Source organism: Paracoccus acridae, assembly GCF_014642735.1.
GTDB lineage: Bacteria > Pseudomonadota > Alphaproteobacteria > Rhodobacterales > Rhodobacteraceae > Paracoccus > Paracoccus acridae.
In genome coordinates, this window is the sequence record NZ_BMIV01000005.1 from 120039 (window position 1) to 145978 (window position 25940).

26 protein-coding genes and 1 tRNA gene are annotated in these 25940 nt (G+C 66.2%); 12 read left to right on the plus strand and 15 right to left on the minus strand.

All coding sequences use genetic code 11. The features are described from left to right. Positions 1–4: 4 nt before the first annotated feature. Positions 5–697 (plus strand): hypothetical protein, encoded by a 693-nt coding sequence (locus IEX25_RS09300; protein WP_188714870.1) that lies wholly within the window; start codon positions 5–7, stop codon positions 695–697. Between the two features lie 2 nt (positions 698–699). Further along, positions 700–5238, plus strand: a complete 4539-nt coding sequence (gene gltB / locus IEX25_RS09305) for a glutamate synthase large subunit (RefSeq protein WP_188714872.1) — start codon at positions 700–702, stop codon at positions 5236–5238. Positions 5239–5372: 134 nt separating this feature from the next. Here the strand turns inward: gltB and IEX25_RS09310 are convergent. After that, positions 5373–5448 (minus strand) — tRNA-Lys (locus IEX25_RS09310). A 96-nt stretch (positions 5449–5544) separates the two neighbouring features. Here IEX25_RS09310 and dapF point away from each other — a divergent pair. After that, on the plus strand, positions 5545–6375 hold the full coding sequence (gene dapF, locus IEX25_RS09315; RefSeq protein WP_188714874.1) for a diaminopimelate epimerase: 831 nt from the start codon (positions 5545–5547) through the stop codon (positions 6373–6375). Further along, positions 6372–7625: a tRNA (N(6)-L-threonylcarbamoyladenosine(37)-C(2))-methylthiotransferase MtaB gene (gene mtaB, locus IEX25_RS09320; RefSeq protein ID WP_188714876.1), complete on the plus strand. Its 1254-nt coding sequence runs from the start codon at positions 6372–6374 to the stop codon at positions 7623–7625. Before dapF ends, mtaB begins: the two co-directional genes overlap by 4 nt. 11 nt (positions 7626–7636) lie before the next feature. Here mtaB and IEX25_RS09325 read toward each other — a convergent pair whose 3' ends face one another. Further along, positions 7637–8473, minus strand: coding sequence for a universal stress protein (locus IEX25_RS09325; RefSeq protein ID WP_188714878.1), 837 nt, complete (start codon positions 8471–8473; stop codon positions 7637–7639). Positions 8474–8671: 198 nt separating this feature from the next. Between IEX25_RS09325 and ccoN the strand changes: the two genes are divergently transcribed. The 4 genes from ccoN to ccoP all read left to right on the plus strand — a co-directional run bounded on the left by ccoN (position 8672) and on the right by ccoP (position 12251). Then, positions 8672–10276 (plus strand): cytochrome-c oxidase, cbb3-type subunit I, encoded by a 1605-nt coding sequence (gene ccoN, locus IEX25_RS09330; RefSeq protein ID WP_103172368.1) that lies wholly within the window; start codon positions 8672–8674, stop codon positions 10274–10276. Positions 10277–10289: 13 nt separating this feature from the next. Continuing rightward, positions 10290–11015: a cytochrome-c oxidase, cbb3-type subunit II gene (gene ccoO / locus IEX25_RS09335; RefSeq protein ID WP_188714880.1), complete on the plus strand. Its 726-nt coding sequence runs from the start codon at positions 10290–10292 to the stop codon at positions 11013–11015. A 10-nt stretch (positions 11016–11025) separates the two neighbouring features. Then, positions 11026–11214, plus strand: coding sequence for a cbb3-type cytochrome c oxidase subunit 3 (locus IEX25_RS09340; RefSeq protein WP_103172366.1), 189 nt, complete (start codon positions 11026–11028; stop codon positions 11212–11214). 164 nt (positions 11215–11378) lie between these two features. Continuing rightward, a complete protein-coding gene (gene ccoP, locus IEX25_RS09345; protein WP_229665132.1) occupies positions 11379–12251 on the plus strand; it encodes a cytochrome-c oxidase, cbb3-type subunit III in 873 nt (290 codons plus the stop codon). Between the two features lie 221 nt (positions 12252–12472). Here the strand turns inward: ccoP and IEX25_RS09350 are convergent, their stop codons facing one another. From IEX25_RS09350 to miaB, 3 genes are all read right to left on the minus strand, one after another. Further along, positions 12473–12841, minus strand: a complete 369-nt coding sequence (locus tag IEX25_RS09350) for a DUF4440 domain-containing protein (protein WP_103172364.1) — start codon at positions 12839–12841, stop codon at positions 12473–12475. Positions 12842–12929: 88 nt separating this feature from the next. Further along, positions 12930–13862 (minus strand): hypothetical protein, encoded by a 933-nt coding sequence (locus IEX25_RS09355; protein ID WP_188714884.1) that lies wholly within the window; start codon positions 13860–13862, stop codon positions 12930–12932. 3 nt (positions 13863–13865) lie between these two features. Next, the gene (gene miaB / locus IEX25_RS09360) at positions 13866–15197 is read right to left on the minus strand and encodes a tRNA (N6-isopentenyl adenosine(37)-C2)-methylthiotransferase MiaB (RefSeq protein ID WP_188714886.1); all 1332 of its coding nucleotides are present in this window, start codon (positions 15195–15197) and stop codon (positions 13866–13868) included. Positions 15198–15260: 63 nt separating this feature from the next. On the opposite strand from miaB, the gene IEX25_RS09365 reads away from it, so the two are divergent. Beyond that, the gene (locus IEX25_RS09365; RefSeq protein ID WP_188714888.1) at positions 15261–15587 is read left to right on the plus strand and encodes a TfoX/Sxy family protein; all 327 of its coding nucleotides are present in this window, start codon (positions 15261–15263) and stop codon (positions 15585–15587) included. A gap of 61 nt (positions 15588–15648) precedes the next feature. Beyond that, positions 15649–17013, plus strand: a complete 1365-nt coding sequence (locus tag IEX25_RS09370) for an aminotransferase (protein WP_188714890.1) — start codon at positions 15649–15651, stop codon at positions 17011–17013. 29 nt (positions 17014–17042) lie between these two features. On the opposite strand, the gene IEX25_RS09375 is transcribed toward IEX25_RS09370, so the two are convergent. From IEX25_RS09375 to ubiA, 4 genes are all read right to left on the minus strand, one after another. Next, positions 17043–17378 (minus strand): DMT family transporter, encoded by a 336-nt coding sequence (locus tag IEX25_RS09375; protein ID WP_188714892.1) that lies wholly within the window; start codon positions 17376–17378, stop codon positions 17043–17045. A 16-nt stretch (positions 17379–17394) separates the two neighbouring features. After that, positions 17395–17703: a coiled-coil domain-containing protein gene (locus IEX25_RS09380; RefSeq protein ID WP_188714894.1), complete on the minus strand. Its 309-nt coding sequence runs from the start codon at positions 17701–17703 to the stop codon at positions 17395–17397. Between the two features lie 34 nt (positions 17704–17737). Further along, a complete protein-coding gene (locus tag IEX25_RS09385) occupies positions 17738–19861 on the minus strand; it encodes an OmpA family protein (RefSeq protein WP_188714896.1) in 2124 nt (707 codons plus the stop codon). Between the two features lie 62 nt (positions 19862–19923). After that, positions 19924–20862 (minus strand): 4-hydroxybenzoate octaprenyltransferase, encoded by a 939-nt coding sequence (gene ubiA / locus IEX25_RS09390; RefSeq protein ID WP_188714899.1) that lies wholly within the window; start codon positions 20860–20862, stop codon positions 19924–19926. A gap of 13 nt (positions 20863–20875) precedes the next feature. Between ubiA and IEX25_RS09395 the strand changes: the two genes are divergently transcribed. Next, the gene (locus IEX25_RS09395) at positions 20876–21595 is read left to right on the plus strand and encodes a 16S rRNA (uracil(1498)-N(3))-methyltransferase (RefSeq protein ID WP_188714901.1); all 720 of its coding nucleotides are present in this window, start codon (positions 20876–20878) and stop codon (positions 21593–21595) included. Between the two features lie 189 nt (positions 21596–21784). Further along, complete coding sequence (locus tag IEX25_RS09400; protein ID WP_188715058.1) at positions 21785–21979, plus strand: DUF1127 domain-containing protein; 195 nt, start codon at positions 21785–21787, stop codon at positions 21977–21979. Between the two features lie 68 nt (positions 21980–22047). Here the strand turns inward: IEX25_RS09400 and IEX25_RS09405 are convergent, their stop codons facing one another. The 6 genes from IEX25_RS09405 to IEX25_RS09430 all read right to left on the minus strand — a co-directional run bounded on the left by IEX25_RS09405 (position 22048) and on the right by IEX25_RS09430 (position 25927). Then, entirely contained in the window at positions 22048–22299 is a 252-nt protein-coding gene (locus IEX25_RS09405; protein ID WP_229665122.1) for a DUF982 domain-containing protein, read from the minus strand. Positions 22300–22401: 102 nt separating this feature from the next. Then, the gene (locus IEX25_RS09410) at positions 22402–22608 is read right to left on the minus strand and encodes a cold-shock protein (protein WP_103172357.1); all 207 of its coding nucleotides are present in this window, start codon (positions 22606–22608) and stop codon (positions 22402–22404) included. Positions 22609–22771: 163 nt separating this feature from the next. Further along, positions 22772–23644, minus strand: coding sequence for a 50S ribosomal protein L11 methyltransferase (locus tag IEX25_RS09415; protein WP_188714905.1), 873 nt, complete (start codon positions 23642–23644; stop codon positions 22772–22774). After that, positions 23641–24219, minus strand: a complete 579-nt coding sequence (gene msrA, locus IEX25_RS09420) for a peptide-methionine (S)-S-oxide reductase MsrA (RefSeq protein WP_229665123.1) — start codon at positions 24217–24219, stop codon at positions 23641–23643. The genes IEX25_RS09415 and msrA overlap by 4 nt, the downstream gene beginning before the upstream one ends. A 71-nt stretch (positions 24220–24290) precedes the next feature. Next, positions 24291–25235, minus strand: a complete 945-nt coding sequence (locus tag IEX25_RS09425) for a tyrosine recombinase XerC (RefSeq protein WP_188714906.1) — start codon at positions 25233–25235, stop codon at positions 24291–24293. Then, the gene (locus tag IEX25_RS09430) at positions 25232–25927 is read right to left on the minus strand and encodes a DUF484 family protein (protein WP_103172353.1); all 696 of its coding nucleotides are present in this window, start codon (positions 25925–25927) and stop codon (positions 25232–25234) included. Before IEX25_RS09430 ends, IEX25_RS09425 begins: the two co-directional genes overlap by 4 nt. Between the last annotated feature and the right edge of the window lie 13 nt (positions 25928–25940).

Consider the following 25940-nt stretch of genomic DNA (forward strand, 5'->3'; position numbering starts at 1 on the left):
GGCGATGCTGCGGATCACCCTGTCCCTTGCGCTGGCCCTGGCGGCGACTGCCGGCCAGGCTGCCAATTTCGTCCCGCCCAGCGGCTGCCAGTTGCAGGCCACGGTCCAGAACCGGGGCTGCTCGGTCAGCCAGTATTACATCTGCAAGGCCGATCCCGTTGGCGATCAGCGCAGCGCGATCTTCGGCAAGGACGGCTTGCGCCATCTGTCGCGCATCGACGCCGAAACCCGCTGGGTCGAAAGCAGCGATCCGAACACCGGACTGGCGGATTTCCTGGTCGAACGGTCCAAGGACCACGCAAGCTTCCGCACCCTGCTGGAAACGGGCGAGGACAGCTTCGATTTCTGGACCGAATCGAATACCGGCGAACGCCTGCGCCATGTGGGCCGGGACGTCCTGACCGGCGAAAAGGTCGAGATCGATGGCCAGCCGCTGGAGGTCACGCGCTTCCAGCTGAAAACCTATGACGCCAATGGCGAATTGCTGATCGAACGCAGCGGCCAGCAGTTCATCAGCCGCAAGATGGGCCGCTTCTATGGCGGGATCGAGACCCAGTCCGACTGGACCGGGCAGCGCCAGGAAACCAATGACAGCCCCGTCACCTTCGCCTTTCCGGGCGAGCCGGGTTTCGGGGACACCGAACCGCAATACGACTGCGATCAGTTGCTGACGCAGCTTCTCCACGAAAGGGCCTAGCGATGAGCAAGGATTGGCAAGAGGAACAAGAGGCCCTTCGCGACTGGATGGCCAGGAACAGCCTGTATCGCGAAGAAGACGAGCATTCGTCCTGCGGCGTGGGTCTGGTGGTCAACATCGACGGCAAGCCGTCGCGCAAGGTGGTGCAATCGGGCATCGACGCGCTGAAGGCGATCTGGCACCGCGGTGCGGTCGATGCCGACGGCAAGACCGGCGACGGCGCGGGCATCCATGTGCAGATCCCGGTGCCCTTCTTCCACGACCAGATCCGCCGCACCGGGCACGAGCCCGACCCGGCCAAGATGATCGCCGTGGGCCAGGTCTTCCTGCCGCGCACCAATTTCGCCGCCCAGGAAGCCTGCCGGACCATCGTGGAATCCGAAGTCCTGCGCATGGGCCACTACATCTATGGCTGGCGCCATGTCCCGGTGAACACCGCCGTTCTGGGGGAAAAGGCCAACGCCACCCGCCCCGAGATCGAGCAGATCCTGATCCGCTGCGAAAAGGACATCGACCAGGTCCGGTTCGAGCGAGAGTTGTACATCATCCGCCGCCGCATCGAACGCGCGGCCGTCGCGGCGCAGATCGCGGGGCTGTATTTCTGTTCGCTGTCCTGCCGGTCGATCATCTACAAGGGCATGATGCTGGCCGAACAGGTCGCGGAGTTTTACCCTGACCTCAAGGACGAACGGTTCGAATCGGCCTTCGCCATCTATCACCAGCGGTATTCGACCAACACCTTCCCGCAATGGTGGCTGGCCCAGCCCTTCCGCATGCTGGCCCATAACGGCGAGATCAACACGCTGAAGGGCAACCTGAACTGGCTCAAAAGCCACGAGATCCGCATGGCCTCCAGTGCCTTCGGCGACATGGCCGAGGACATCAAGCCGATCGTGCCCGCCGGGTCGTCGGATTCGGCCGCGCTGGATGCGGTCTTCGAGGTGATGGTCCGGTCGGGCCGGTCCGCGCCCATGACCAAGACCATGCTGGTCCCCGAAAGCTGGTCCAAGGCCACCACAGACATGCCCAAGGCCTGGGCGGACATGTATGCCTATTGCAACGCGGTGATGGAACCCTGGGACGGCCCGGCCGCGCTGGCGATGACCGACGGCCGCTGGGTCTGCGGCGGGCTTGACCGCAACGGCTTGCGGCCCATGCGCTATGTCGTGACCACGGAAAACATGCTGATCGCCGGTTCCGAGGTCGGCATGGTCCCCGTGGACGAGATGAGCGTGCGCGAGAAGGGCGCGCTTGGGCCGGGCCAGATGATCGCCGTCGATATGTGGGACGGCAAGCTTTACCACGACGGCGCCATCAAGGACCGCCTGGCAGGCAGCCAGCCCTTTGGCGAGTGGCTGGAGAAGGTCGTGGACCTCAGCCACAAGATGAAGGATCTGCCCGAGAACGCCGCCTATACGGGCGAGGCGCTGCGCCGCCGCCAGCTGGCCGCAGGCTTCACGCTGGAGGACATGGAGCATGTCCTGTCTCCCATGGCCGAGGACGGCAAGGAAGCCATCGCATCCATGGGCGACGACACGCCGCCTGCGGTGCTGTCGAACCAGTACCGCCCGATGAGCCATTTCTTCCGCCAGAACTTCAGCCAGGTCACCAACCCGCCCATCGACAGCTTGCGCGAAACGCGGGTCATGTCGCTAAAGACGCGGTTCGGCAACCTCAAGAACGTGCTGGATGAATCGAGCAGCCAGACCGAGATCCTGGTGCTGGAAAGCCCCTTCGTCACCAATTCCGAACTGGACGACATGTCCCGGATGTTCGGCGAGACCGTGACCAAGATCGACTGCACCTTCCCCGCCGGTGCTGGTCCCGATGCCCTGGGCGAAGGCCTGGCCCGCATCCGCGCCGAAGCCGAGGATGCCGTGCGGTCCGGCGCCGGTCACCTGGTCCTCTCCGATGAGAACCAGGGCGACGACCGCGTGGCGATGCCGATGATCCTGGCGACAAGCGCGGTCCATTCCTGGCTGACGCGCAAGGGGCTGCGGACCTTCTGTTCGCTGAACGTGCGCTCCGCCGAATGCCTGGATCCGCATTACTTCGCCGTCCTGATCGGCTGCGGCGCGACCACCGTGAACCCTTACCTGGCGCAGGATTCGATCAGCGACCGGATCGAGCGCGGGCTGATCCCCGGCGACCTGTTCGACGCGATGGAAGCCTATCGCGAGGCCGTCAATGCGGGCCTGTTGAAGATCATGGCGAAGATGGGGATTTCCGTCATCTCGTCCTATCGCGGCGGCCTGAACTTCGAGGCCGTGGGCCTGTCCCGCGCGATGGTCGCGGAATACTTCCCCGGCATGCATTCCCGCATCAGCGGCATCGGCTTGCACGGGTTGCAGGCCAAGCTGGAAGATCTGCACCGCCGCGCCTTCCACGGCGACAATGTGGAACTGCTGCCGGTCGGCGGCTTCTACAAGATGCGCCGCTCGGGCGAAAAGCACGCCTGGGAAGCCAGCACCATGAAGCTGCTGCAGGTGGCCTGCGACAAGGCGTCCTATGACGTCTGGAAGCAGTACAGCGCGGCGATGCGGGCCAATCCGCCGATCCACATCCGCGACCTTCTGGACATCAAGCCCCTGGGCAAGCCCGTGCCCATCGAGGAAGTCGAATCGATCACCTCGATCCGCAAGCGTTTCGTGACGCCGGGCATGTCGCTGGGGGCCCTGTCGCCCGAGGCGCATATGACGCTGAACATCGCCATGAACCGGATCGGCGCCAAGTCCGATTCGGGCGAGGGCGGCGAGGATCCGGCGCACAGCCACCCGTTGCCCAACGGCGACAATCCCTGCGCCAAGATCAAGCAGGTGGCCTCGGGCCGCTTCGGCGTCACCGCCGAATACCTGAACGCCTGCGAGGAGCTTGAGATCAAGGTGGCCCAGGGCGCCAAGCCGGGCGAGGGCGGGCAGTTGCCCGGCATGAAGGTCACGGACCTGATCGCGCGCCTGCGCCATTCGACCAAGGGCGTGACGCTGATCAGCCCGCCGCCGCATCACGACATCTATTCCATCGAGGATCTGGCGCAGCTGATCTATGACCTGAAGCAGATCAACCCGCGCGCCAAGATCACCGTGAAGCTGGTGGCATCGTCCGGCGTCGGCACGATTGCGGCGGGCGTGGCCAAGGCCAAGGCAGACATCATCCTGATCTCGGGGCATAACGGCGGCACCGGGGCCAGCCCAGCGACGTCCATCAAGTTCGCGGGCCTGCCCTGGGAGATGGGCCTGACCGAGGCGCATCAGGTCCTGGCGATGAACCGCCTGCGCGAACGCGTGACGCTGCGCACCGACGGGGGCCTGCGGACGGGCCGCGACATTGTGATGGCCGCGATGATGGGGGCAGAGGAATACGGCATCGGCACCGCCGCGCTGATCGCCATGGGCTGCATCATGGTCCGCCAGTGCCAGTCGAACACCTGCCCGGTGGGCGTCTGCACCCAGGACGAACGCCTGCGCGCCATGTTCACCGGCAGCGCGGACAAGGTGGTCAACCTCATCACCTTCTATGCGCAAGAGGTGCGCGAGATCCTGGCAAGCATCGGCGCGCGTTCCATCGACGAGATCATCGGCCGCGCCGACCTGCTGACCCAGGTCAGCCGGGGTGCCGCGAACCTGGACGACCTGGACCTGAACCCGCTGCTGATCACCGTCGATGGCGCGGACAAGATCGTCTATGATCGGTCGAAGCCCCGCAACGCCGTGATGGACACGCTGGACGCCGAGATCGTCAAGGACGCCGCCCGCTTCTTCGAGGAAGGCGAGAAGATGCAGCTGTCCTATGCCGTGCGCAACACGCATCGGACCATCGGCACCCGCACCTCGTCGCTGATCGTGCAGAAGTTCGGGATGCGCAACAGCCTGCAACCCGACCACCTGACGATCCGCCTGACGGGTTCCGCCGGGCAGTCGCTGGGCGCCTTCGCCGCGCCCGGGTTGAAGATCGAGGTGTCGGGCGATGCCAACGACTATGTGGGCAAGGGTCTGTCGGGCGGCACCATCGTGGTGCGCCCGCCGATGGCCAGCCCGCTGGTCGCGGCCGAGAACACGATCATCGGAAACACGGTGCTTTACGGCGCGACCGACGGCTTCCTGTTCGCGGCGGGCCGCGCGGGCGAACGCTTCGGGGTCCGCAACAGTGGCGCGAAGGTGGTGATCGAGGGCTGCGGCAGCAACGGTTGCGAATACATGACCGGCGGCGTGGCCGTGATCCTGGGCCGGATCGGCGCGAACTTTGGCGCGGGCATGACGGGCGGCATGGCCTATCTCTATGATCCGCAGGGCGTGGCGCGCGACTACATCAACCCGGAAACCCTGGTGACCTGCCCGGTGACCAAGGCGCATTGGGAAGGCCAGTTGAAGGGCCTGGTCGAACGGCACTTCAAGGAAACCGGATCGCGCCGCGCAGGCGACATCCTGGCGGATTGGGACGTCGAGAAGGCGAACTTCCTGCAGGTCTGCCCCAAGGAAATGCTGATCCACCTGCCGCATCCGATCATGGATGTCGAGGAACCGACGGCCGTTCCCGCCGAATAAGGCGGGACCTGACACCGAGATAGGGCGCGCAGCGATGCGCGCCCTTTTTCATTTGGGGGCAGGCAGAAAGGACAAGATGGGGGTGCGAAACGATCAGGGCCCGGGCTTTTCAGCCCAGGCCCTTGATTTGATGATGGTGAGCCCGACAGGATTCGAACCTGTGACCCACTGATTAAAAGTCAGTTGCTCTACCAACTGAGCTACGGGCCCAACATGGGGGGCTTACTATGGGGGGCTGCCGGGGGCGTCAAGCGGAAAAGTCACGGCCACTGGCGGAAATTTCCGGCAGGGATTATATGCCCCCTCATGAGCATCAAACCCGCCCCCGGCCTGCCCTTCATGAAGATGCATGGGCTTGGCAACGATTTCGTCGTCCTGGACCTGCGCGGGGGCGGCACGCCGCCTGCGGCCGAGGTGATCGCGCGCATCGGGGACCGCAACCGGGGCGTGGGATTCGACCAGCTTGCCACGATCCAGACGGACGGGGACGCGGATGTCCGGCTGCGCTTCTGGAACGCAGACGGGTCCGTCAGCGCGGCCTGCGGCAATGCCACGCGCTGCATCGCGCGCTTCGTGATGGACCAGACGGGTCGCGACCGGCTGAGCCTGCGCACCGATCACGCGATCCTGCTGGCTGAGGATGCGGGCGGCGGCCTGACGCGGGTGAACATGGGGCCGCCGGTGCTGGACTGGCGGGCGATCCCCTTGGCGCAGGACGTGGACATCGACCACCTGCCCATCGAGGGCGATCCGGCAGCGACCGGCATGGGCAACCCGCATGTGACGTTTTTCGTGGATGACGCGGCTTCCGTCGATCTAGCGACTTTTGGCCCAGCCATGGAACATCACCCGCTTTACCCGCAGCGCACCAATGTCGAGGTTGTGCAGATCCTGTCCCGCGATGAAATCATGCTGCGCATCTGGGAACGCGGCGCAGGGCCGACGCTGGCATCGGGGTCATGCTCCTGCGCGGCCGCCGTGGCTGCGGCGCGGCGTGGCCTGACCGGGCGGCGGGTCAAGGTGAACGTGCCGGGCGGCGTGCTGATGATCGACTGGCGCGACGACGGCGTCTGGATGGAGGGGCCGACGGCCCATGTCTTCACCGGCACCCTGACCCCCGAATGGCTTGCATCATGAGCGCGCCGGTCTTTTCCACCCTTGGCTGCCGCCTCAACGCCTATGAGACCGAGGCGATGAAGGAAATGGCCGAGGCCGCGGGCCTGTCGGGCGCCGTGGTCGTCAACACCTGCGCCGTCACTGCCGAGGCCGTCCGAAAGGCCCGCCAGGAAATCCGCCGCCTGTCGCGCGAAAACCCCGGCGCCCCGGTGATCGTGACCGGCTGCGCCGCCCAGACCGAACCCGAGACCTTCGCGGCCATGCCCGAGGTCACGCGCGTCATCGGCAACCATGAAAAGATGCAGCCCGAGACGTGGCAAAGCTTGCGCGCCCCGGACCTGATCGGCGAGACGGAAAAGATCCGCGTCGATGACATCATGTCGGTGCGTGAAACGGCGGGCCACCTGATCGACGGCTTTGGACGCCACCGCGCCTATGTCCAGGTCCAGAACGGCTGCGACCACCGCTGCACCTTCTGCATCATCCCCTTCGGGCGCGGCAATTCACGGTCGGTGCCTGCGGGCGTGGTGGTGGAACAGATCAAGCGCCTGGTGGGACGCGGCTTCAACGAGGTCGTGCTGACCGGCGTGGACCTGACAAGCTGGGGCGCCGACCTGCCTGGAACGCCGCGCCTGGGCGATCTGGTGATGCGGATCCTGCGGCTGGTCCCGGATCTGCCGCGCCTGCGCATCAGCAGCATCGATTCTATCGAGGCGGACGAGAATCTGATGCTGGCCATCGCCACCGAACCCCGCCTTATGCCGCATCTGCACCTGTCGCTGCAGGCGGGCGACGACATGATCCTGAAGCGGATGAAGCGCCGCCATCTGCGCGACGACGCGATCCGCTTTTGCGAGGAAGCGCGCCGCTTGCGCCCCGAGATCGTCTTCGGCGCCGATATCATCGCGGGCTTCCCCACCGAAACCGAGGCGATGTTCGAAAACAGCGTCAGGCTGGTGGACGATTGCGGGCTGACCTTCCTGCATGTCTTCCCGTTTTCCCCCCGCAAGGGCACGCCCGCCGCGCGGATGCCTGCCGTGAAGGGTCCGGTGATCCGCGACCGCGCCGCCCGTCTGCGCGAGGCGGGCGAGGCAGCGCTGCGCCGCCACCTGGATGCGCAGGTCGGCCGGACGCATCGCGTCCTGACCGAAGGCCCCCGCCTGGGCCGGACCGAGCAGTTCACCGAGGTGGCCTTTGCCAGCGACCAGCCGGAAGGCGCGCTGATGGACCTGCGGATCGCGGGCCATGACGGGACGCGGCTGGTTGCCTGATCGGGCGGCGTTCACCGCGCCATGAAGACCGGCACGCGGGCCTTTTCCAGCATGTTGCGGGTGGCCCCGCCCAGGATCGCCTGACGGAAACGCGAATGGCCATAGGCGCCCATCACCACCAGGTCGGCGCCGATCTCGGTCGCGCGACGGTTCAGTTCCTCGCTGATCGTGGCAGAGGTGCGGGCCAGGACGGTGATGTCGGCATGAACGCCGTGGCGGGTCAGCATCTGCGCCAGGGGAGCGCCGGGTTCCGAGCCATCGGCCCCGCCGCGCGGGTCGATCACGGTGATTTCCACCGAACCGGCGGATTGCAACAGGGGCAGGGCGCGGCGGACGGCGGCCAGGGCCTCGATCGACTGGTTCCAGGCGATCAGCACCTTGCCCGGCGGATCGGCGGGCAGGGCGGTGCCCGGCAGGATCAGGACGGGGCAGCATCCCTCGAACAGGGCGGCCTCGACCACGGCCTCGGCCTCGCCGGGGGCATCCTCGCCGTAAGGGCGGGCCAGGACGGTCAGGTCGGAAAAGCGCGCGCGCATTCCGACAAGATTTGCGATGCCGCCGATCTGGGCCACGGCGGCCTCGGACGACCAGCGAAGGTCGCTGTAGCGGGCCAGGTGCTGCCGCACCATCCTGTCCAGATCGCTTGCCTGGTCCATCGCCATGTCGATGGCGTCCTGAAAGGCATAGGGCATGCCGTTCGGGAAATAATAGCCGACCTGCGTGTGATCCAGGCCCAGGCCGAGAACCGACAGATGCCCGTCCTCGCGCGCGGCAAGGGCCGCCGCCGCATCAAGCTGGGGCAGTTGGCGGGGATCGGACAGAACGGTCAGGATGCTTTTGTAACCCATGGCGGTCTCCTCTGGTCGGGCAGGCCCAGGATGGCGGTTTCGCCACGGCCCAGCCTTGACCGGAATCAAACCGCCGAACTTGATGCAGATCAAGGTTTGGTGCGTCCCTGACGCCTTATTCCGGCTGCGACGAAGGGATCTGTCCGGCGGCGATTCGTGCCGCGTGGCCATTCCCGCCAAGGGACGCAGGTGGAAGCCATGTGGAATTATGTAAAACTGATGTTGCTGGGCTCGATCGCGCTGTTGGCCGCGATCGGCGCCAACATGGCACGCGATCCGGCCTATATGGTCAATGCGATCGTCGTCATGCTGGTGGCGGCGGGAATGTTCGTCTGGTCGCTGCGCCAGGTCGATGAACCGGCGCGCGCGGTCGATACCTCTCAATATATGGACGACGTGATCCGCTTCGGGGTCATCGCCACCGCCTTCTGGGGCGTCGTGGGCTTCCTGGTCGGCGTGGTCATCGCCTTCCAATTGGCCTTTCCGGCGCTGAACCTGTCGGACCTGACGCAGGGCTATACCAACTTCGGCAAGCTGCGCCCGCTGCACACCAGCGCGGTGATCTTCGCCTTTGGCGGCAACGCGCTGATCGCGACCTCGTTCTATGTGGTGCAGCGCACAAGCGCGGCGCGGCTCTGGGGCGGGAACCTCGCGTGGTTCGTGTTCTGGGGCTATAACCTGTTCATCGTGCTGGCCGCGACCGGCTATATCGCGGGCGCCACCCAGTCCAAGGAATATGCCGAACCGGAATGGTATGTGGACTGGTGGCTGACGCTGGTCTGGGTGGCCTATCTGGCCGTGTTCCTGGGCACCGTGATCAAGCGCAAGGAACCCCATATCTACGTCGCCAACTGGTTCTATCTGGCCTTCATCGTGACCATCGCGATGCTGCACATCGTCAACAACCTGGCGATCCCGGTCAGCATCTTCGGGTCGAAGTCGGTCCAGGTCTTCGCGGGCGTGCAGGACGCGATGGTGCAGTGGTGGTATGGCCACAACGCCGTGGGCTTCTTCCTGACCGCGGGATTCCTGGGGATGATGTACTATTTCATCCCGAAGCAGGCTGAGCGTCCGGTTTATAGCTACAAGCTGTCGATCATCCACTTCTGGGCGCTGATCTTCCTCTATATCTGGGCCGGTCCGCACCACCTGCATTACACCGCGCTGCCCGACTGGGCCTCGACGCTGGGGATGGTGTTCTCGATCATGCTGTGGATGCCCTCGTGGGGCGGCATGATCAACGGGCTGATGACCCTGTCGGGGGCCTGGGACAAGCTGCGCACCGACCCGATCCTGCGCATGATGGTGGTGGCCGTCGGCTTCTACGGCATGGCGACCTTCGAAGGCCCGATGATGTCGATCAAGGCCGTGAACAGCCTGTCGCATTACACCGACTGGACCATCGGCCACGTCCATTCCGGCGCCCTTGGCTGGAACGGCATGATCACCTTCGGCGCGCTGTACTACCTGACGCCGCGCCTGTGGGGCCGGGAACGCCTCTACAGCCTGTCGCTGGTTTCCTGGCACTTCTGGCTGGCGACCATCGGCCTGGTCCTCTACGCCGCCTCCATGTGGGTGTCGGGCATCATGGAAGGCCTGATGTGGCGCGAGGTGGACAGCCATGGCTTCCTGGTCAACGCCTTTGCCGACACCGTGCAGGCCAAGTTCGCGATGAACGTGGTGCGTGCCCTGGGCGGGGTCCTCTACCTCGCTGGCGGGATCATCATGGCCTACAACCTCTGGGCCACCGTGGCCCGCCAGCCCAAAGCCCATTCGACCGCCATCGGCGTGCCGGCCGAATAAGGGAGCGCGAGCCATGCAAATTCTTGAAAAACACAAGATCCTCGAAAAGAACGCGACGCTTCTGCTGATCTTTTCCTTTCTGGTCGTGACCATCGGCGGCCTGGTGCAGATCACGCCCCTGTTCTATCTGGAAAACACCATCGAGAAGGTGGAAGGGGTCCGCCCCTACACCCCGCTGGAACTGACCGGCCGCGACATCTATGTCCGCGAGGGCTGCTATGTCTGCCACAGCCAGATGATCCGCCCGATGCGCGACGAGGTCGAGCGTTACGGCCATTATTCGCTGGCAGCCGAATCGATGTATGACCATCCCTTCCAGTGGGGGTCCAAGCGCACCGGGCCGGATCTGGCGCGTGTGGGCGGGCGCTATTCGGACGAATGGCACCTGGACCACCTGCGCGACCCGCAGGCCCTGGTCCCGGAATCCATCATGCCGAAATACGGCTTCCTGATGGATCGCATCATCGGCCCGCAATATGTCCGCGACCGGGTGGAAACCGATGCCCTGGTCGGCGTCCCTTATTCCGAGGAGATGATCGCGGCATCCGTCGCCGACTTCCGGGCACAGGCCGATCCCAATGCCGATGCCGAAGGCCTTCAGGAACGCTATCCGGGCGCGCAGCAGCGCAACTTCGACCGCCAGCCGCAGCTGACGGAAATGGACGCGCTGATCGCCTATCTGCAAGTGCTGGGCACGATGGTCGATTTCTCGACCTTCGAGCCGGATCCGACGCGGTAAGGGGGCGGGCATGGAAACCTACAGCTTCCTGCGCGGCCTGGCCGACAGTTGGGCGCTGCTGCTTCTGGTGCTGTTCTTCGTGGGCGTGATCCTGTTCGTGTTCCGCCCCGGATCGCGCAAGACCCACCGCGACGCCGCCGAAAGCATCTTCAGGAACGAGAACCGTCCCGCCGACGCGGACGACAAGGAGGGCCGGTGATGGCCGACAACGACAAGGACAAGCCAGTCGATCCGCATCTGGATCCCGCCAATCCCGACAACCGGATTTCGGTCCAGCGCCACGCGGCCGACAGCGAGCACGCGGCCAAGATCGTCGGAGAGATCCCCGAGCGCCCCCGCGCCGACAAGCCGGTGGCCCCCAAGATGCGCAAGCCGACCCGCAAGGGACTGGTGCAAGAGGTCGGATCGACCGGGCACCAGTGGGACGGAATCACCGAATACGACAACCCGATGCCCCGCTGGTGGCTGTGGACCTTCTATGCCACGATCGTCTGGGCTGTGGGCTATGTGATCGCCTATCCGGCCATCCCCTTGGTCAACCAGGCGACCAAGGGCGTGCTGGGCACCGATTACCGCCAGGAAGTCGCGGCCGAGATCGAGCGTTTCGACCAGGCCAATGCCGCCATCCAGACCCGCCTGGCCGAGGTGGACCTGGACGCGATCCCCGGCGACCCGGAACTGCTGAGCTATGCGACCAATGCCGGCGGCGCGGTGTTCCGCACCTGGTGCGCGCAATGCCACGGGTCGGGCGCGGGCGGCGCGCGGGGCTATCCGAACCTGCTGGACAACGACTGGCTGTGGGGCGGCACGCTTGAGGACATCCATCTGACCCTGCAGCACGGCATCCGCGATCCGCAGGACGGCGACACCCGCTATTCGCAGATGCCTGCCTTTGGCAGCGACGGCATCCTGGAACGGGCGCAGATCGACCAGGTCGTGCATTACGTCCTGTCGCTCTCCGATCAGCCGCATGACGACGCCAAGGCGGCCGACGGGATGCAGGTCTATACCGACAACTGTTCGGCCTGCCATATGGAGGACGGCACGGGCGACCGCAGCCAAGGCGCGCCCAACCTGGCCGATGCCGTCTGGCTCTATGGCAACGATCATGAAACGCTGACCCGCATCGTCAGCGAAGGACCTTACGGGGTGATGCCCGCCTGGAACACGCGCCTGTCCGAGGCCGAGATCCGCGCCGTCGCCACCTATGTCCACGGTCTGGGCGGCGGGGAATAACCCCGCCCGGATCCCCGGCTTTCGCCTGTGCGCACCACCACAGGCGAAAGAGACCGGCCCCTGTCCTGTTCGCGCGTTCCTGGGGGCCGGTCTTTCATCATAGCGTCCGACATCGCCCTTGGCGATGACCCGGCGCATCGGACTTTCGTGTCAGGCCACTGATGCGAAAGAGGCCGGTCCCTCGTATGTTCGCGCGTTCCTGGGGACCGGCCGCATCGTTTTCAGTGCTGGCCCTTCGTGCCGCCAGACGGCACCACCTGCGCGTGCTGCACCACGGTCCAGTCCTCGTGCCCGCGCCGGCGATAGACCGAGGTGCAGGCGGCCTTGAACCGCGTGTCGCCCTTGGAGGCCGTGACATTGTAGCCGACGACGATCATGCCTTCCTCGGGGCGGGATATGGTCTTGTCGTCGAACGCCACCTCGTCCCATTCGGGGGTGCCGCTGACCGCATCGACGGCGGCCTGGCCCGCGAACAGATGGGGCGCATGGCTGAGCGCCATGACGCATTCGGGATCGACCCTTTCGTGATAGCGTTCTTCCGAGGCGCGCCACAGGCGTTCCTCGAACTTCCATACCCGGTCGTCGTCCATGCCGGCCTCCTTGCCTGCTGCGTCAGGCTTAACCGCGCCTGTGGGGGACGGTTCCGAAGGGCAGGGATTTTGCCGGTCCCGGATCAACCTATGCCGGTGCGCCGCATCCCTGAAGGTGCAGGCCGGCCTTGATGGCGCGCTGGGTGGCTTGGGGTGACAGGACCAGATCCGGGTCCGCCATGGCAGCGGCCCGGTCCAGCAATGTCTGCGCATCTGCAAGATTGCCGGTGGCAACAAGCTGGTTCAGCAGGGCCGACAGGCTCTTGGCCGAGGGGGAAAGGTCGAAGAACCGTTCGAAATGCCGCAGGGCGACCTGCGGTTCGCTGCGTGCCAGGGCCTGACCCTTGCGGAACTGCCAACCGGGATTGCTGTCGGTCGGCAGATCTAGCGGCAGCACCACGTCATCCTGGATCAGCGCTGTCATGAAGCCTTTCAACTGTCCGGCCGCCACGATGGCGTTGAGGAGGGTGTGGCCGAAATAAGGCAACTCGACCAGTCGCGCGGCGGGATAGGCGGGCTTGACCATCTGCTCGACCGTCAAGCGATCATGGTCCACCAGAGGATCGAAGATCACCACGGGCGCCGACATGCTGCGCGCGGCTTCGTGCAGCGGCCGGTGGGTCAGGGGAATGGCCAGCCCTGGGGATGCGATTGGTGGCCATGCAGGCAGCTTTGGCGCGGCGGCGATGATCCGGGCATTGATCGCGCCACCGAAATACAGCGCCGCATAGCCGCCGAGGCTGGAGCCATAGCACACCACCTTGCGCCCTTCGACAGCCGGCCCGACCGCTGCCTGGAACGACGTCTGATCCAGTCCCTGGTACTGGCTCAGGGCGCGCTGCGCGACATAGATGGTGGTCCAGCCCTGCGACAGGCAGAAGCTGGTGCCAAAGCCCTTTTCCGCCAGAACCGAGGGCATGCCCCCGAAGGTGATCACGACCGTATGCGCGCTGACGCGGTCCGGCTGATGCAGGGTGATCAGATAATCGTCGTGGCGGCAAAGGGTTCGGGATTGCGGCATATGTCAGCCAGCCAGTTCGCCCCGCAGCGAATTGGCCGCGCTTTCCACGATCCGCACGGACACGAGGTCGCCCACCTGCGCCTGGGGCGCGTCCACGAAGACCGAATGCAGGTAATCCGACTTGCCGATCATCTGGCCTGCCTGCCGGCCCGGCTTTTCGAACAGCACGCCCAGGGTGCGACCGACCATGCCCTCCTGCGCGGCCTTCTGCTGTTTCGTCAGCAGGGCCTGCAATTCCTGCAACCGCTGGTCGGCCACCGCGCCCTCGACCTCGGGGCGGTCATAGGCGGGGGTGCCGGGGCGGGGGGAATACTTGAAGCTGAAGGCGGTGCCGAAGTTGACTTCCGCGACAAGGCGCAGGGTGTCCTGGTGGTCCCCATCCGTTTCGCCCGGAAAGCCCACGATGAAATCGCTGGTCAGCATGATGTCGGGCCGCGCCTCGCGGATGCGGTCGATCAGGCGCAGGTATTGGGCCGCCGTATGCTTGCGGTTCATGGCCTTCAGGATGCGGTCGCTGCCCGACTGCACCGGCAGGTGCAGATAGGGCATCAACTGCGGGATGTCGCGATGCGCCGCGATCAGGTCGTCCCCCATGTCGTTGGGATGGCTGGTCGTATAGCGGATGCGGTCCAACCCCTCGATATCCGCAAGCGCCCGGATCAGCCGGCCAAAGCCCCATTCGCCGTCCGACCCCGCGCCATGCCATCCGTTCACGTTCTGGCCCAGAAGGGTGATTTCCCGCACGCCCCGGTCCACCAGGTCGCGGGCCTCGCGCAGGATGCGGTCCACGGGGCGGCTGACCTCGGCCCCGCGCGTATAGGGGACGACGCAGAAGGCGCAGAACTTGTCGCAGCCTTCCTGCACCGTCAGGAAGGCCGCAGGCGCACGGCGGGTGGCGCGGCGGGCGGGCAGGTGGTCGAACTTGTCCTCGGGGGGGAACTCGGTCAGGATCGCGGGCGCCTCGCCGCGCGCCATGGCGGGCAGGCGGTGATAGGTCTGCGGCCCCACGACCAGATCGACCAGCGGCATCCGGCGCACGATCTCCTCGCCCTCGGCCTGGGCCACGCAGCCCGCGACGCCGATCTTGAGGTCGGGCTTTTCCGCCTTCAGCGGCTTCAGGCGGCCCAGGTCGGAATAGAGCTTCTCGGCCGCCTTTTCACGGATATGGCAGGTGTTCAGCAGGACCATATCCGCGTCCGCCTGATCCTCGGTCAGGACATAGCCTTCGGCGCCCATGGCCTCGGCCATGCGCTGGCTGTCATAAACGTTCATCTGGCAGCCATAGGTCTTGATGAAAAGCTTTTTCACTGCCGGGGGATTGGCCTGGTCGTTCATTGCCGCTGTCCTTGGGAGGTAGCGTGCTGATACAGGAATCACGGGGGTTTGGAAAGGCGCGCGATGGACAGCGATCTGACGACGATCAACACGATCGGCCCGGCCACCGCCAAGGCGCTGATCGCCGCAGGCATTCCAGATGCCGCAACGCTGCGCCGGGTGGGCGCGCATGACGCCTATCGCGCCATGCTGGCGGCGGGCAGCAAGCCGCATTTCATCTGGTATTACGTCCTGGTTATGGCGCTGCAGGGGCGGCCCTGGAACGATTGCCGGGGCGCGGAAAAGGCCGCGCTGCGCGAACGGTTCGATTCGCTGGTGGCCGAGGTGCGCGGCCAGCCCCTGTCGGGGATCGAGGCGGAACTGGACATGATCGGCCTGCGCCGTCCCTGACGCCCCCATTGAACGCCCGCAGCGGCCCGGCTAGCCTGCGGTCAAACCGATGGAGGCGATGATGAACAAACCGCAAAGCTGGGAAGCCCGCGCCGACGAATACTCGCTTTACGGCTTCACGGACCTGCCCAGCGTCGCCAGCCGTGGCGCGGTGGTGCTGACCCATGGCGAGGGGCCTTATGTCGTGGATGTGAACGGCCGCCGCTATCTGGATGCCAATTCTGGCCTTTGGAACATGGTCGCGGGCTTCGACCACAAGGGCCTGGCCGAGGCCGCGAAGGCGCAATACGACCGCTTCCCCGGCTACCACGCCTTTTTCGGGCGCCTGTCCGACCAGACCGTGATGCTGTCGGAAAAGCTGGTAGAGGTGTCGCCCTTCGAACGCGGCAAGGTGTTCTACACGAATTCGGGATCCGAGGCGAACGACACCATGGTCAAGATGCTGTGGTTCCTGCACGCATCCGAAGGCAACCCGCAGCGCCGCAAGATCCTGACCCGCTGGAACGCCTATCACGGCGTCACCGCCGTGTCGGCCAGCATGACCGGCAAGCCCTATAACGAGGTCTTCGGCCTGCCGCTGCCCGGTTTCATCCACCTGACCTGCCCGCATTACTGGCGATACGGCGAGGCGGGCGAGACCGAGGAACAGTTCACCCAGCGTCTTGCGCGGGAACTGGAAGACACGATCCAGCGCGAAGGGGCCGACACCATCGCGGGCTTTTTCGCCGAACCCGTGCAGGGTGCGGGGGGCGTGATCCCGCCGTCCAAGGGCTATTTCCAGGCGGTGCTGCCGATCTTGCGGAAATACGACATCCCGATGATTTCGGACGAGGTCATCACCGGCTTTGGCCGCACCGGCAACACCTGGGGCTGCCAGACCTATGACTTCATGCCCGACGCGATCATCAGTTCCAAGAACCTGACTGCCGGGCTGTTCCCGATGGGCGCGGTGATCCTGGGGCCGGACCTGACCGACCGGCTGCAAAGGGCCATCGACCGGATCGAGGAATTCCCGCACGGCTTCACCGCATCGGGCCACCCGGTCGGCTGCGCCATCGCGCTGAAGGCCATCGACGTGGTGATGAACGAAGGCCTGGCGGACAACGTCAAGCGCCTTGCCCCCCGGCTGGAATCCGGCCTGCGCGCCATCATGGAACGCAGCGACCATATCGGCGAGTTGCGCGGCGTGGGCTTCATGTGGGCGCTGGAAGCCGTGCGCGACAAGGCCACCAAGACGCCCTTCGACGCGCATCTGTCGGTCAGCGAACGCATTGCCAATGCCTGCACCGACCTGGGCCTGATCTGCCGTCCGCTGGGCCAGTCCATCGTGCTGTGCCCGCCCTTCATCCTGACCGAGCCGCAGATGGACGAAATCTTCGACAAGCTGGAACGGGCGCTGAAGACCGTCTTCGCCGAGGTGGCGTGACCAAGGCGGGGGCGGTTCCCGCCGCCCCCTCAATGCATGATGGATTTCGAAAAGACGTTGATCACCACGACCCCCGCCAGGATCAACGCCAAGCCAAGGATCGCCGCGAAATCCAGCATTTGCCGGTACCAGATCCAGGCGATCGCGGATACCAGCACGATGCCCATCCCTGACCAGATCGCATAAACGATGCCGGTCGGCATGACCCGCAAGGGAAAGGACAGCAGCCAGAAGGCCACGCCATAGCCCAGGGCCGCCACCACGCTGGGGCCCAGCCGGGTGAAGCTGTCGGATCGGGCCAGGGCGGTCGTGGCGATCACCTCGGCCAGGATCGCAAGCGCAAGCAGGATATAGGTCCGGGTCATGGGCGTCCTTGCTGCCTTACCGCCGGGCCAGCTTGCGTTCGATGTAGTCGCGCAGTTCCTCGATCTCGGTGCGGCTTTCGCGCAGGCCCTCCATGGCGGCGTCCAGTTCTTCTTGCGCAGCGGCAAGACGAACCTCGCGTTCCTTCAACAAGACAATGGCCTTGTCGCGTTCGCGTTCGGTGTCGTGCAACTGCCGCGCCAGATCGGCCAGGTCGGCCGGGCTGGGCCGCGTCAGGCGCCCGATCAGCCAGCTTGCGAACCAGCCCAGCACGAAGACGCCGAACAGGATGATCGTGGTGACAGTGACGAATTCCGTACGGTTCATGGGATTTGGTTCACCTTGCGGTCATTCGGCGCGATCAATCGGCGACGGGGCCTTCGTCCGGCCGGGGCGAGGGGCGGGGCGTGTCGGGCGTCGGCGTCAGGACCGGCAGCCTAATGTTTTCCTCGCGTTCGTCCAGTGTCTGGAACACCTCGCTGGCGCCGACGGTCGCGGGGGCGGTCGGTCCGACGGTGACGCGCGGCATCTCGGGTCCGAACATCTGCGGCTGCGCGGGCGGCTGGACGGGGCCGATCAGGTCCGAACCGGGCTGGTCTGGCGGCAGGGGTTCCGTGGTCAGGCCCGACAGCGTCACCGGCGCGGGCAGGGGGGCGCTGCGGACCGGGTGATCCGACAGCAGCCGGAACTCGATGCGGCGGTTTTCCTCGCGGCCTTCCTCGGTCTCGTTCGAGGCAATGGGCTGGCTTTCGCCATAGCCGCGCGCGGTCATGTGGGATGTGTCGATGCCCGCATCCGCCATGGCGGCGACCAGGGCCTGCGCCCGGCCCCGCGACAGGTCGGCGTTGAAGCCCTGGGACCCTTGGGAATCGGTATGGCCCCCGGCCTCGATCTGGTAATCGGCGCATTCGGCCATGACGGCGGCCAGCCGGTCCAGCGTGGGGGCGGGATCGCCGGCGATGGCTGCCTTGGAGGGTTCGAAGCCGATCTCGGATTCGGACATGATGATGTTCAACTGCCGGACGCATTCCGGTCCATCAGGCAGGTTCAGCGACAGATCCAGCCGCCGGTCGTAACGGATCGCCAGTTCGTATTGCACGCCCGGTCCCAGCCGTTCGCCCAGCCGGGCCGCCGCCGCCTCGGGCGCGCCGGGATCGCCCGAGGTGCCGGTCACGCGGATCAGGTCGGGCGTCACGCGGACGCTGCCGGTCTGAAGGGTGTCCAGGGCCTCGATCGCGCCGATGACGCGCACCGTCCAGCCTTGCGGCACCCATGGGTCGCCGGTCAAGTCCGCCTGGACGGTCGGAAAGCGGGCGCGTGCCAGGCTGTCCACCGTTTCCGCCATGCGGTCGTCGCTGATCGGCCCGCGCATGTCCAGGACCTGCGCGTCCGACAGGGTGGCGGTGAATTCCATCGGTCCCGGGGTCGCGTCGTCGGGGGCCTGTTCCAGGGTCGATTGCAGCGAAAAGACCGAAGGCAGGGCTTGCTGCAGCCCGGTCACCGCGGCGTCGAAGGCCGGGCGCGGGACCGAGGGCGGCGCCGTCAGGGCGATATCCGCATCCGACAGCGTGACCCTGCCATGACCCAGGCCGGCCACCGCGCCGATGGCCGCAACTGCCGCATCGGCCCAGTCGGCGGACGGCGAACCCAGGCCCAGCGTGCAGGCGGGCACGTCGGGAACGCCTGCCGCCTGCGCCGCCGCGACGATCCGGTCCCGGCCTTCCTCGGTGTCGGCGGCACAGGCCTCGAACCGGGCGCCGTCCCCATCCTTGACGAAGCGCAGGGTGAAGGGCGCGATCACGGGGCGGGGCGCGGAAATGTCGGTGACAAGCGTGATCCCCTTGGGCGCCCCCCGGCGCAGCGCGGATTCAAGGCGGCCCTTTTCATCCGCGCTGTCGGCCAGTGCCGAAATCGTCACGCTGCCCGGCTGGATCGAGATCTTGGCCTGCGTCATGCTTTGTGTCGCGCGCAACCCGTATTGCAGCGCCGCGTCCCAGCCTTCGGGCACCGCATAGTCGGCGGTTTCCAGCAGATCGGTGACCTGGGGCGCGGCCGTTTCATCGCGCAGCATCCGCAGCAACCCCGCCCGGTCGGTCGAGGCCGGGACCAGACCGATCAGCGAAATCCCCTGGTCGTTGCGCAGAAGTTCGATCTTGAAATCAGGCGGGGTGATGGCATCGGCTGAAGCGACCGACATCCGGTCCACCACCCGCGATGGATCGACCGCGCTTGCCGCCTGGGTCATGGCGCGGAAGCGGTCGATCTCGGACGGGGCGGTTCCGGTCAGGCGGACCTGCAACCCGTCGGTCGTGACCGTCACCCAGTTCTGCCCCGATGCGTGCAGCGCCAGTTCCACATCCTGCCGGGACCGATCCTCGACATAGCGGGCGGCGGCTTCGGCGCCCAGCCAGCACAGCCCGCCCGCGGCGGACAGGACCAGAATGGAGGTGACCGGCGACAGAAGCCGCCTGCGGGATGACGCCATGGGGCATGACCTCGGGCTGTTTCCTGAACGCGTCGTCTAGCGGCGCGATGGCCGCCACGCAATCAGACCAGCCCCGCCAAGGCAAGAAACAGCGCAAGGATCAGCCCGGCGTCGCGGTTCGACCGGAACAACCGCAGGCACACAGCCCCTTGTTCCGGCTGGAAATTCTGCAACTGCCAAGCAAGGTGCGCGGCAAATCCGGCCAAGCCTGCAAAGCCCATCAACAGATTGCGACCCGTCAGTGAGATCGCAACCGCCAGCAGCAGCACCGTCAGCACCGCAAAACCCGCAAGGATGCGTGGGCTGTTGTCGCCAAACAGCCGCGCCGTGGATTTCACGCCGATCAGGGCGTCATCCTCGACATCCTGGTGGGCATAGATGGTGTCATAGAAGATCGTCCAGGCGATCCCCGCGACCCAGGCCACCACCGGCGCGGCGTCCAGCCGCCCCATATGCGCCGCATAGGCCAGCATGACGCCCCAGTTGAAGGCCAGTCCCAGAAAGACCTGCGGCCACCAGGTGAAGCGCTTGGCAAAGGGATAGATCGCCACCAAAGCAAGCGAGGCGACGCCCATCCAGATCGCGGCCCCGTCCAGCGTCAGCAGGATCGCCAATCCCACCAGGCATTGCGCCACCAGCCAGCCATAGGCCCCGCGCAGCGTCACCTGGCCCGATGGCAGGGGGCGGGACCGGGTTCGCGCCACCTTGTTGTCGATGTCGCGGTCGGTGATGTCGTTCCAGGTGCAGCCCGCCCCCCGCATCACCAGGGCGCCGACAGTGCAGGCGATGGCGATCCACAGGTCCACCCAGCGGGGACCGTCGGCCATCATCGCCAGCCCGATCCCCCACCAGCAGGGCAGCAGCAGCAGCCAAGTGCCGATGGGACGGTCGGCGCGGGACAGCCGCAGCCAGGGCCGCCAGGCCGGCGGGGCGGCCGTGTCCACCCAATTTCCCTTGGGCGCGTCGATGACGGTGTCTGGTCTTTCCGTCCGGCTTTGCATAGCGTCTGGCCCCATGGCAAGGATCAGGCTGTTCATAGATCACCCGCTGGGCGCAGGACAACCCGTGCCCCTGGATGCCGCGCAGGCGCATTACCTGGGCGGCGTGATGCGCCTGTCCCCAGGCGCGATGGTCGAGGTCTTCAACGGCCGCGACGGCGCCTGGTCCGCGCGCATCATCCAGGTCTCAAAGCGCGGCGGATTGCTGGACGTTCTGGAACAGACCGCCCCGCAGCGCGATCCGCCCGACCTGTGGCTGTGCTTTGCGCCGATCAAGAAGGCGCGCACCGACTTCATCGTCGAAAAGGCGGCCGAAATGGGCGCCGCGCGCATCCTGCCCGTGCAGACCGATTTCACCAATGCCGAGCGTATCCGCCAGGACCGCCTGCAAGCCCATGCGGTCGAGGCGGCCGAACAATGCGGCGGCACCTTCGTGCCCCCGGTTGCCGATCTGGTCCCGCTGACGCGCCTGCTGGACGGCTGGGACGCATCCCGCCGCATCCTGTGGGCGGATGAGGCGATGGCGGGGCCCGCGCAAACCCTGGCGGGTCTGCCGCATGGTCCCTGGGCCATCCTGATCGGCCCCGAGGGCGGCTTTTCGGATGCCGAACGGGCACGCCTGACGGCCCTGCATTATGTCAGCCGCATCAGTCTGGGCCCGCGAATCCTGCGGGCCGACACGGCTGCCGTTGCGGCACTTGCCTTGTGGCAGGCGACACTGGGCGATTGGCAGTGAAAATCATGCCGCAATGCGGCATCCGGGGGCGAAAAACGACCTGTTCGTCCTTTTAACCCTTTCCAAATCTGCGTTTTCTGCATAGCGGCATTGCCCCGCCTGCGGCTACTCTTGGCGGTTTGCCCGGCCTATATGCTGTTGCATGAAGCAATGCCCGATGGTCGGGCACTTCTGAAACAGGTGATGAAAATGTCGACGATGGAACTGAACCGCAGCCTGGCTGTTGGGGGCGTTGGCAATGTCGTTGCAAACTTCTTCTCGATGCTGTCCGCGTGGAACGATGCCCGCGTGACCCGTCGTGAACTGAACCGCCTGTCGGATCGCGAGCTGGACGATATCGGTCTGTGCCGCGGCGACATTGCGCGGATTGCACGCGGCTTCTAAGCCATAGCCATCCCGGTTTGACGAACGAACCCCCGATGCGGTCGCAGAGGGGGTTTTTTCTTGTTCGCTCAGTGCTGGTTGACGGGCCGGAAACCCGCGCTTCGTGCAGCGGCCGAAAAGGCCTTTCGTGCAGAACCGACAGGGGTCATGCAATGGGCGGCGGCGTCCAGCATTCGGGCTGCATGGCGGCGATGCACATCGTCGACCGGCCATCTGCGTTCCAGCCAATGGGCCGCGGTTTCAAGGGTGGTGAAGGTCTTCGTCTCGCCGTCGGGCGAAACGACAAAGGATAGGGGGTGGCCCCAGTGAATCTCGATCAAATTTTCTCTTTCGGGGAAAGTCATCCGATCCCGCGCAAGGCGTCCAGGACCGGGAAGGGGGAGGCGACCAGTGCCGCCACCCCGGATCATTCGGAAGGCGTCTTAGGCCAGGGCGAGGTTGGTCGCCGATTCGCGGCCGTCGCGGCCACGTTCCACGTCAAAGGTCACGGCCTGGCCGTCCTTGATCTCGCGGAGACCGGCGCGTTCCACGGCCGAAATGTGAAGGAACACGTCCTTCGTGCCATGCTCGGGCTGGATGAAGCCGAAGCCTTTGGTTGCGTTGAACCATTTCACGGTGCCATTGGCCATCGTGATATCTCCTGTCATGTATGCCACCCGCGAGATTGCGGTGGCGCGGCCCAGTCGTCGCAAGAACATCTGAAGCCGTGAAGCAGACAGAAGGTCGAAGGAAGAACATCAGCCACCGTCAGATAGCATGCATTCCCCGGTTTTTCAAGTCTGCCCTGGCCGATCAGGATTTCCGCACCAGCGTCAGCGCCGACCAATCCGCCAGATCGTCACGCCGGTCCAGGTCGAACCCCTGCCTGCGATAGGTTTCCACAACCTCGTCCGCCTGGGTCACCAGGATGCCCGACAGGATGATCCGGCCTTCAGGGGCGACCATCGCCGCCATCTGCGGGGCCAGGTCGATCAGGGGCTGCTTGAGGATATTGGCCAGCACCAGGTCATAGGGGGCGTTGTCTTCCAGCATCTGGTGGCCGAAGCCCGCCGCCTCGATGCAGATCACCCGGCCGTCCAGTCCGTTGGCGATCACGTTGGCCGCGGCCGTATCCACCGCCACCGCGTCGATGTCGCTGGCCAGCACCGTCACCGGCCACAGCCGCGCCGCCGCCATCGCCAGGACCGCCGTGCCGCAGCCGATATCGACGATGCGGCGGGGCTGGAAGCCCTGCGCTTCCAGCCGGTCAAGCGCCTCGAGGCAACCCTTGGTGGTGTTGTGATGGCCGGTGCCGAAGGCCATCGCGGCCTCGATCCACAGCGCCTCGACACCCTCGGGCACCTTGTCGGCGTCATGGCTGCCATGGACGAAGAAGCGCCCGGCGCGCACCGGGGTCAGTTCGCGCTTCACATGGGCGACCCAGTCCACGTCGGGCAGTTCGGACACCGCGAAGGGATTGGCCCCGAAGGCCGCGGCCAGCAGCGCAAGCGCGATCTCGTCCGGCGCTTCGGTGAAATAGACGCCCACCTCCCAGCGGTCCGATCCGTCCTCGATCTCGAAGACGCCGGTGCCGACGGGTTCGGGCTCCAGATCCTCGCAGGCCTCGGCCAGGGCTTCGGCGGCCTCGCGGCCTTGGACATGGGTCAGCGCGGAATAGGTGGTCATGGGATCGGATCCGGGTTGGGCATGGACGCCTCTACCCCCGTGCCCTTCAGGCCGCAATAACCATCGGGATTCTTGTGCAGATACTGCTGATGCGCCTCGTGGGCGGGCCAGAAGGGCGCGGGACCGACGATCTGCGTGGTGATCTTGCCAAAGCCCGCCACGGCCAGGCGGTTGTCATAGTCGATCTTCGACGCCTCGGCCGCGGAAAGCTGGCTGTCGTTGAAGGCCATGATCAGACTGCGATACTGGTTGCCCACGTCATTACCCTGCCGGTCGCCCTGGGTCGGGTCGTGGTTTTCCCAGAACAGTTGCAGCAGGTGGTCATAGCTGATCTTGGAACTGTCATAAAGGATGCGCACGACCTCGGCATGGCCGGTGGTGCCGGTCTTGACCTGGTCATAGGTCGGGTTCTCGACCGTGCCGCCCGCGAAACCCACCTGGGTCAGCCAGACCCCGTTCTGCTGCCAGAACAGCCGTTCCACCCCCCAATAACAGCCCATGCCGAAGATCGCCTGGTCAAGGCCCTGGGGAACGGGGGCATCCATCGGCCGGTTGAAGATCGCATGTGTGGTCATGGTGATATCCTTCTGATCCTGCGTGCTGAACGCGGCAACGCGCGGCCCGGTTCGACCCCAATCCCGCCGGCCTAGCCACGCGGATGCGCGGCCCGATAGACGGCCATCAGATGCGCGTCATCGACGCCGGTATAGACCTGGGTGGTGGACAGGCTGGCATGGCCCAGCAGTTCCTGGATGGTGCGCAGGTCGCCCCCCGCCGCCAGCAGATGCGTGGCAAAGGAATGGCGCAGCGCGTGGGGCGTGGCCGTGGGGGGCAGGCCAAGGGCCGCGCGGGCCTTCTGCATCGCCCCCTCGATGATGCCGGGCGCCAGCCGCCCGCCCCGCACGCCGCGGAACAGCGGCTGGCCGGGGGCCGGTTCCCAGGGGCAAAGGCGCAGGTAATCGGCCACGGCCTGACGCGCCACCGGCAGGACGGGAACGTGACGCTGGCGGCCGCCCTTGCCGGTGATGGTCAGGCTGTCGCGGAAGGGCCAGTCGTCGCCATTCAGGGACAGCGCCTCGGAGATGCGCAGCCCGCAGCCCCACAGCAGCGTCATCACCGCCGTGTCGCGGGCCGCGACCCAGGGCGTGTCATGGCCCAGGGCCACCATGTCCAGCGTGTCCCGCGCCTGGTCGGGCGTCAGGGGGCGGGGCAGGGATCGGGTGTATTTCGGGCTGCGGGTCGAAAGCGCCGCCGACAGGTCATGGCCTTCGCGGTCCCCGATCCAGCGCAGGAAGCTGCGCACCGCCGATTGCCGCCGGGCCAGCGACCGCGCGCCCAGGCCCCGCGCCCGTTCGGCGGCGGCGAAGGCGCGCATGTCGGTCTGGCGCAGGTCAGCCAGGGATTTCGGCGTCGCGGGTTGCCCGTGATGGCCGCCCAGGAAGGCCAGGAAGGCCAGAAGATCGCCGCGATAGGCGGTGATCGTGTGGTCCGATCGGTCGCGGGTCGCGGCCTCGACCTCCAGCCAGCGGGCCAGGGCATCGGCCATGGCGGGGGCCAGGGCCAAGGGACCGACGGCCAGCGGCCGCGTCATCCGCGCAGCCGCGACAACAGGACCAGCCGGAAGACCTGGGCAAAGAACCGCAGCAGGTCGGTGCCATGGGCGGGCATGAAACGGGTCTTGTCGGCGCTGCCCATCAGCAGCATGGCGCGCGGGCGGCGCGCGCCCAGGTCGATGGGCAGCAGCGCCTCGGAGGCGACGGACCGGCCGTGCATCAGTTGCGTGACGGGCGAGGCCGGGCGCAAGACGATGTCGTCGCCGCGCGGCGTGCGCCGCCCGGCCGCGACGATCCGGCCGATGGCGCCTTCGGGCACCAGGACCGCATCCTCGGGCAGGCCGGGGATGATGGGGTCGGGTTCGACCACCAGCCGCAGGGTCTCGATCCGCAGCAGGGGCGCGATGTCGGATTGCAGGCTGTCCACCAGTTCCGCCAGATCGGCCGATTCCAGCAGCCCGATCACCGCGCGATGGATCACCGCCGTGCCCGACTGGTTGTCGAAGGCCGCCGCGATCACGCTTTCATGCTGCGATTCCAACCGGTCGAGCCGCGTTTCCAGCGCCTCCATCGCGCGGCCGCGGATGTCGATCACGTTGTCGCCGACCTCGGCCTCTCGCGCGGCGACAAGGGCGCGCATCAGGTCGCGGTCGGCCAGGATGACGCCGGGATCGGCCAGCAGCTTGTCGCGCGTTTCCGGGTCCAGCCCCGCCTGCTGTTCCGTCCCCATACCTGTCCCCTTT

Excerpts from the sequence above, each read along its gene's own strand:
- mtaB (WP_188714876.1), top strand. The coding sequence starts at position 6,372 with ATGAGCGCGCCGGTCTTTTCCACCCTTGGCTGCCGCCTCAACGCCTAT.
- msrA (WP_229665123.1), bottom strand. The coding sequence starts at position 24,219 with ATGACCACACATGCGATCTTCAACCGGCCGATGGATGCCCCCGTTCCC.
- IEX25_RS09410 (WP_103172357.1), bottom strand. The coding sequence starts at position 22,608 with ATGGCCAATGGCACCGTGAAATGGTTCAACGCAACCAAAGGCTTCGGC.
- IEX25_RS09325 (WP_188714878.1), bottom strand. The coding sequence starts at position 8,473 with ATGGGTTACAAAAGCATCCTGACCGTTCTGTCCGATCCCCGCCAACTG.
- miaB (WP_188714886.1), bottom strand. The coding sequence starts at position 15,197 with ATGAACGACCAGGCCAATCCCCCGGCAGTGAAAAAGCTTTTCATCAAG.
- IEX25_RS09430 (WP_103172353.1), bottom strand. The coding sequence starts at position 25,927 with ATGGGGACGGAACAGCAGGCGGGGCTGGACCCGGAAACGCGCGACAAG.
- IEX25_RS09350 (WP_103172364.1), bottom strand. The coding sequence starts at position 12,841 with ATGGACGACGACCGGGTATGGAAGTTCGAGGAACGCCTGTGGCGCGCC.
- ubiA (WP_188714899.1), bottom strand. The coding sequence starts at position 20,862 with ATGCAAAGCCGGACGGAAAGACCAGACACCGTCATCGACGCGCCCAAG.
- IEX25_RS09365 (WP_188714888.1), top strand. The coding sequence starts at position 15,261 with ATGGACAGCGATCTGACGACGATCAACACGATCGGCCCGGCCACCGCC.
- IEX25_RS09375 (WP_188714892.1), bottom strand. The coding sequence starts at position 17,378 with ATGACCCGGACCTATATCCTGCTTGCGCTTGCGATCCTGGCCGAGGTG.
- IEX25_RS09340 (WP_103172366.1), top strand. The coding sequence starts at position 11,026 with ATGGAAACCTACAGCTTCCTGCGCGGCCTGGCCGACAGTTGGGCGCTG.
- IEX25_RS09380 (WP_188714894.1), bottom strand. The coding sequence starts at position 17,703 with ATGAACCGTACGGAATTCGTCACTGTCACCACGATCATCCTGTTCGGC.
- dapF (WP_188714874.1), top strand. The coding sequence starts at position 5,545 with ATGAGCATCAAACCCGCCCCCGGCCTGCCCTTCATGAAGATGCATGGG.
- IEX25_RS09400 (WP_188715058.1), top strand. The coding sequence starts at position 21,785 with ATGTCGACGATGGAACTGAACCGCAGCCTGGCTGTTGGGGGCGTTGGC.
- IEX25_RS09300 (WP_188714870.1), top strand. The coding sequence starts at position 5 with ATGCTGCGGATCACCCTGTCCCTTGCGCTGGCCCTGGCGGCGACTGCC.
- IEX25_RS09355 (WP_188714884.1), bottom strand. The coding sequence starts at position 13,862 with ATGCCGCAATCCCGAACCCTTTGCCGCCACGACGATTATCTGATCACC.
- IEX25_RS09425 (WP_188714906.1), bottom strand. The coding sequence starts at position 25,235 with ATGACGCGGCCGCTGGCCGTCGGTCCCTTGGCCCTGGCCCCCGCCATG.
- IEX25_RS09395 (WP_188714901.1), top strand. The coding sequence starts at position 20,876 with ATGGCAAGGATCAGGCTGTTCATAGATCACCCGCTGGGCGCAGGACAA.
- ccoN (WP_103172368.1), top strand. The coding sequence starts at position 8,672 with ATGTGGAATTATGTAAAACTGATGTTGCTGGGCTCGATCGCGCTGTTG.
- gltB (WP_188714872.1), top strand. The coding sequence starts at position 700 with ATGAGCAAGGATTGGCAAGAGGAACAAGAGGCCCTTCGCGACTGGATG.
- IEX25_RS09415 (WP_188714905.1), bottom strand. The coding sequence starts at position 23,644 with ATGACCACCTATTCCGCGCTGACCCATGTCCAAGGCCGCGAGGCCGCC.
- ccoP (WP_229665132.1), top strand. The coding sequence starts at position 11,379 with ATGCGCAAGCCGACCCGCAAGGGACTGGTGCAAGAGGTCGGATCGACC.
- ccoO (WP_188714880.1), top strand. The coding sequence starts at position 10,290 with ATGCAAATTCTTGAAAAACACAAGATCCTCGAAAAGAACGCGACGCTT.
- IEX25_RS09385 (WP_188714896.1), bottom strand. The coding sequence starts at position 19,861 with ATGGCGTCATCCCGCAGGCGGCTTCTGTCGCCGGTCACCTCCATTCTG.
- IEX25_RS09370 (WP_188714890.1), top strand. The coding sequence starts at position 15,649 with ATGAACAAACCGCAAAGCTGGGAAGCCCGCGCCGACGAATACTCGCTT.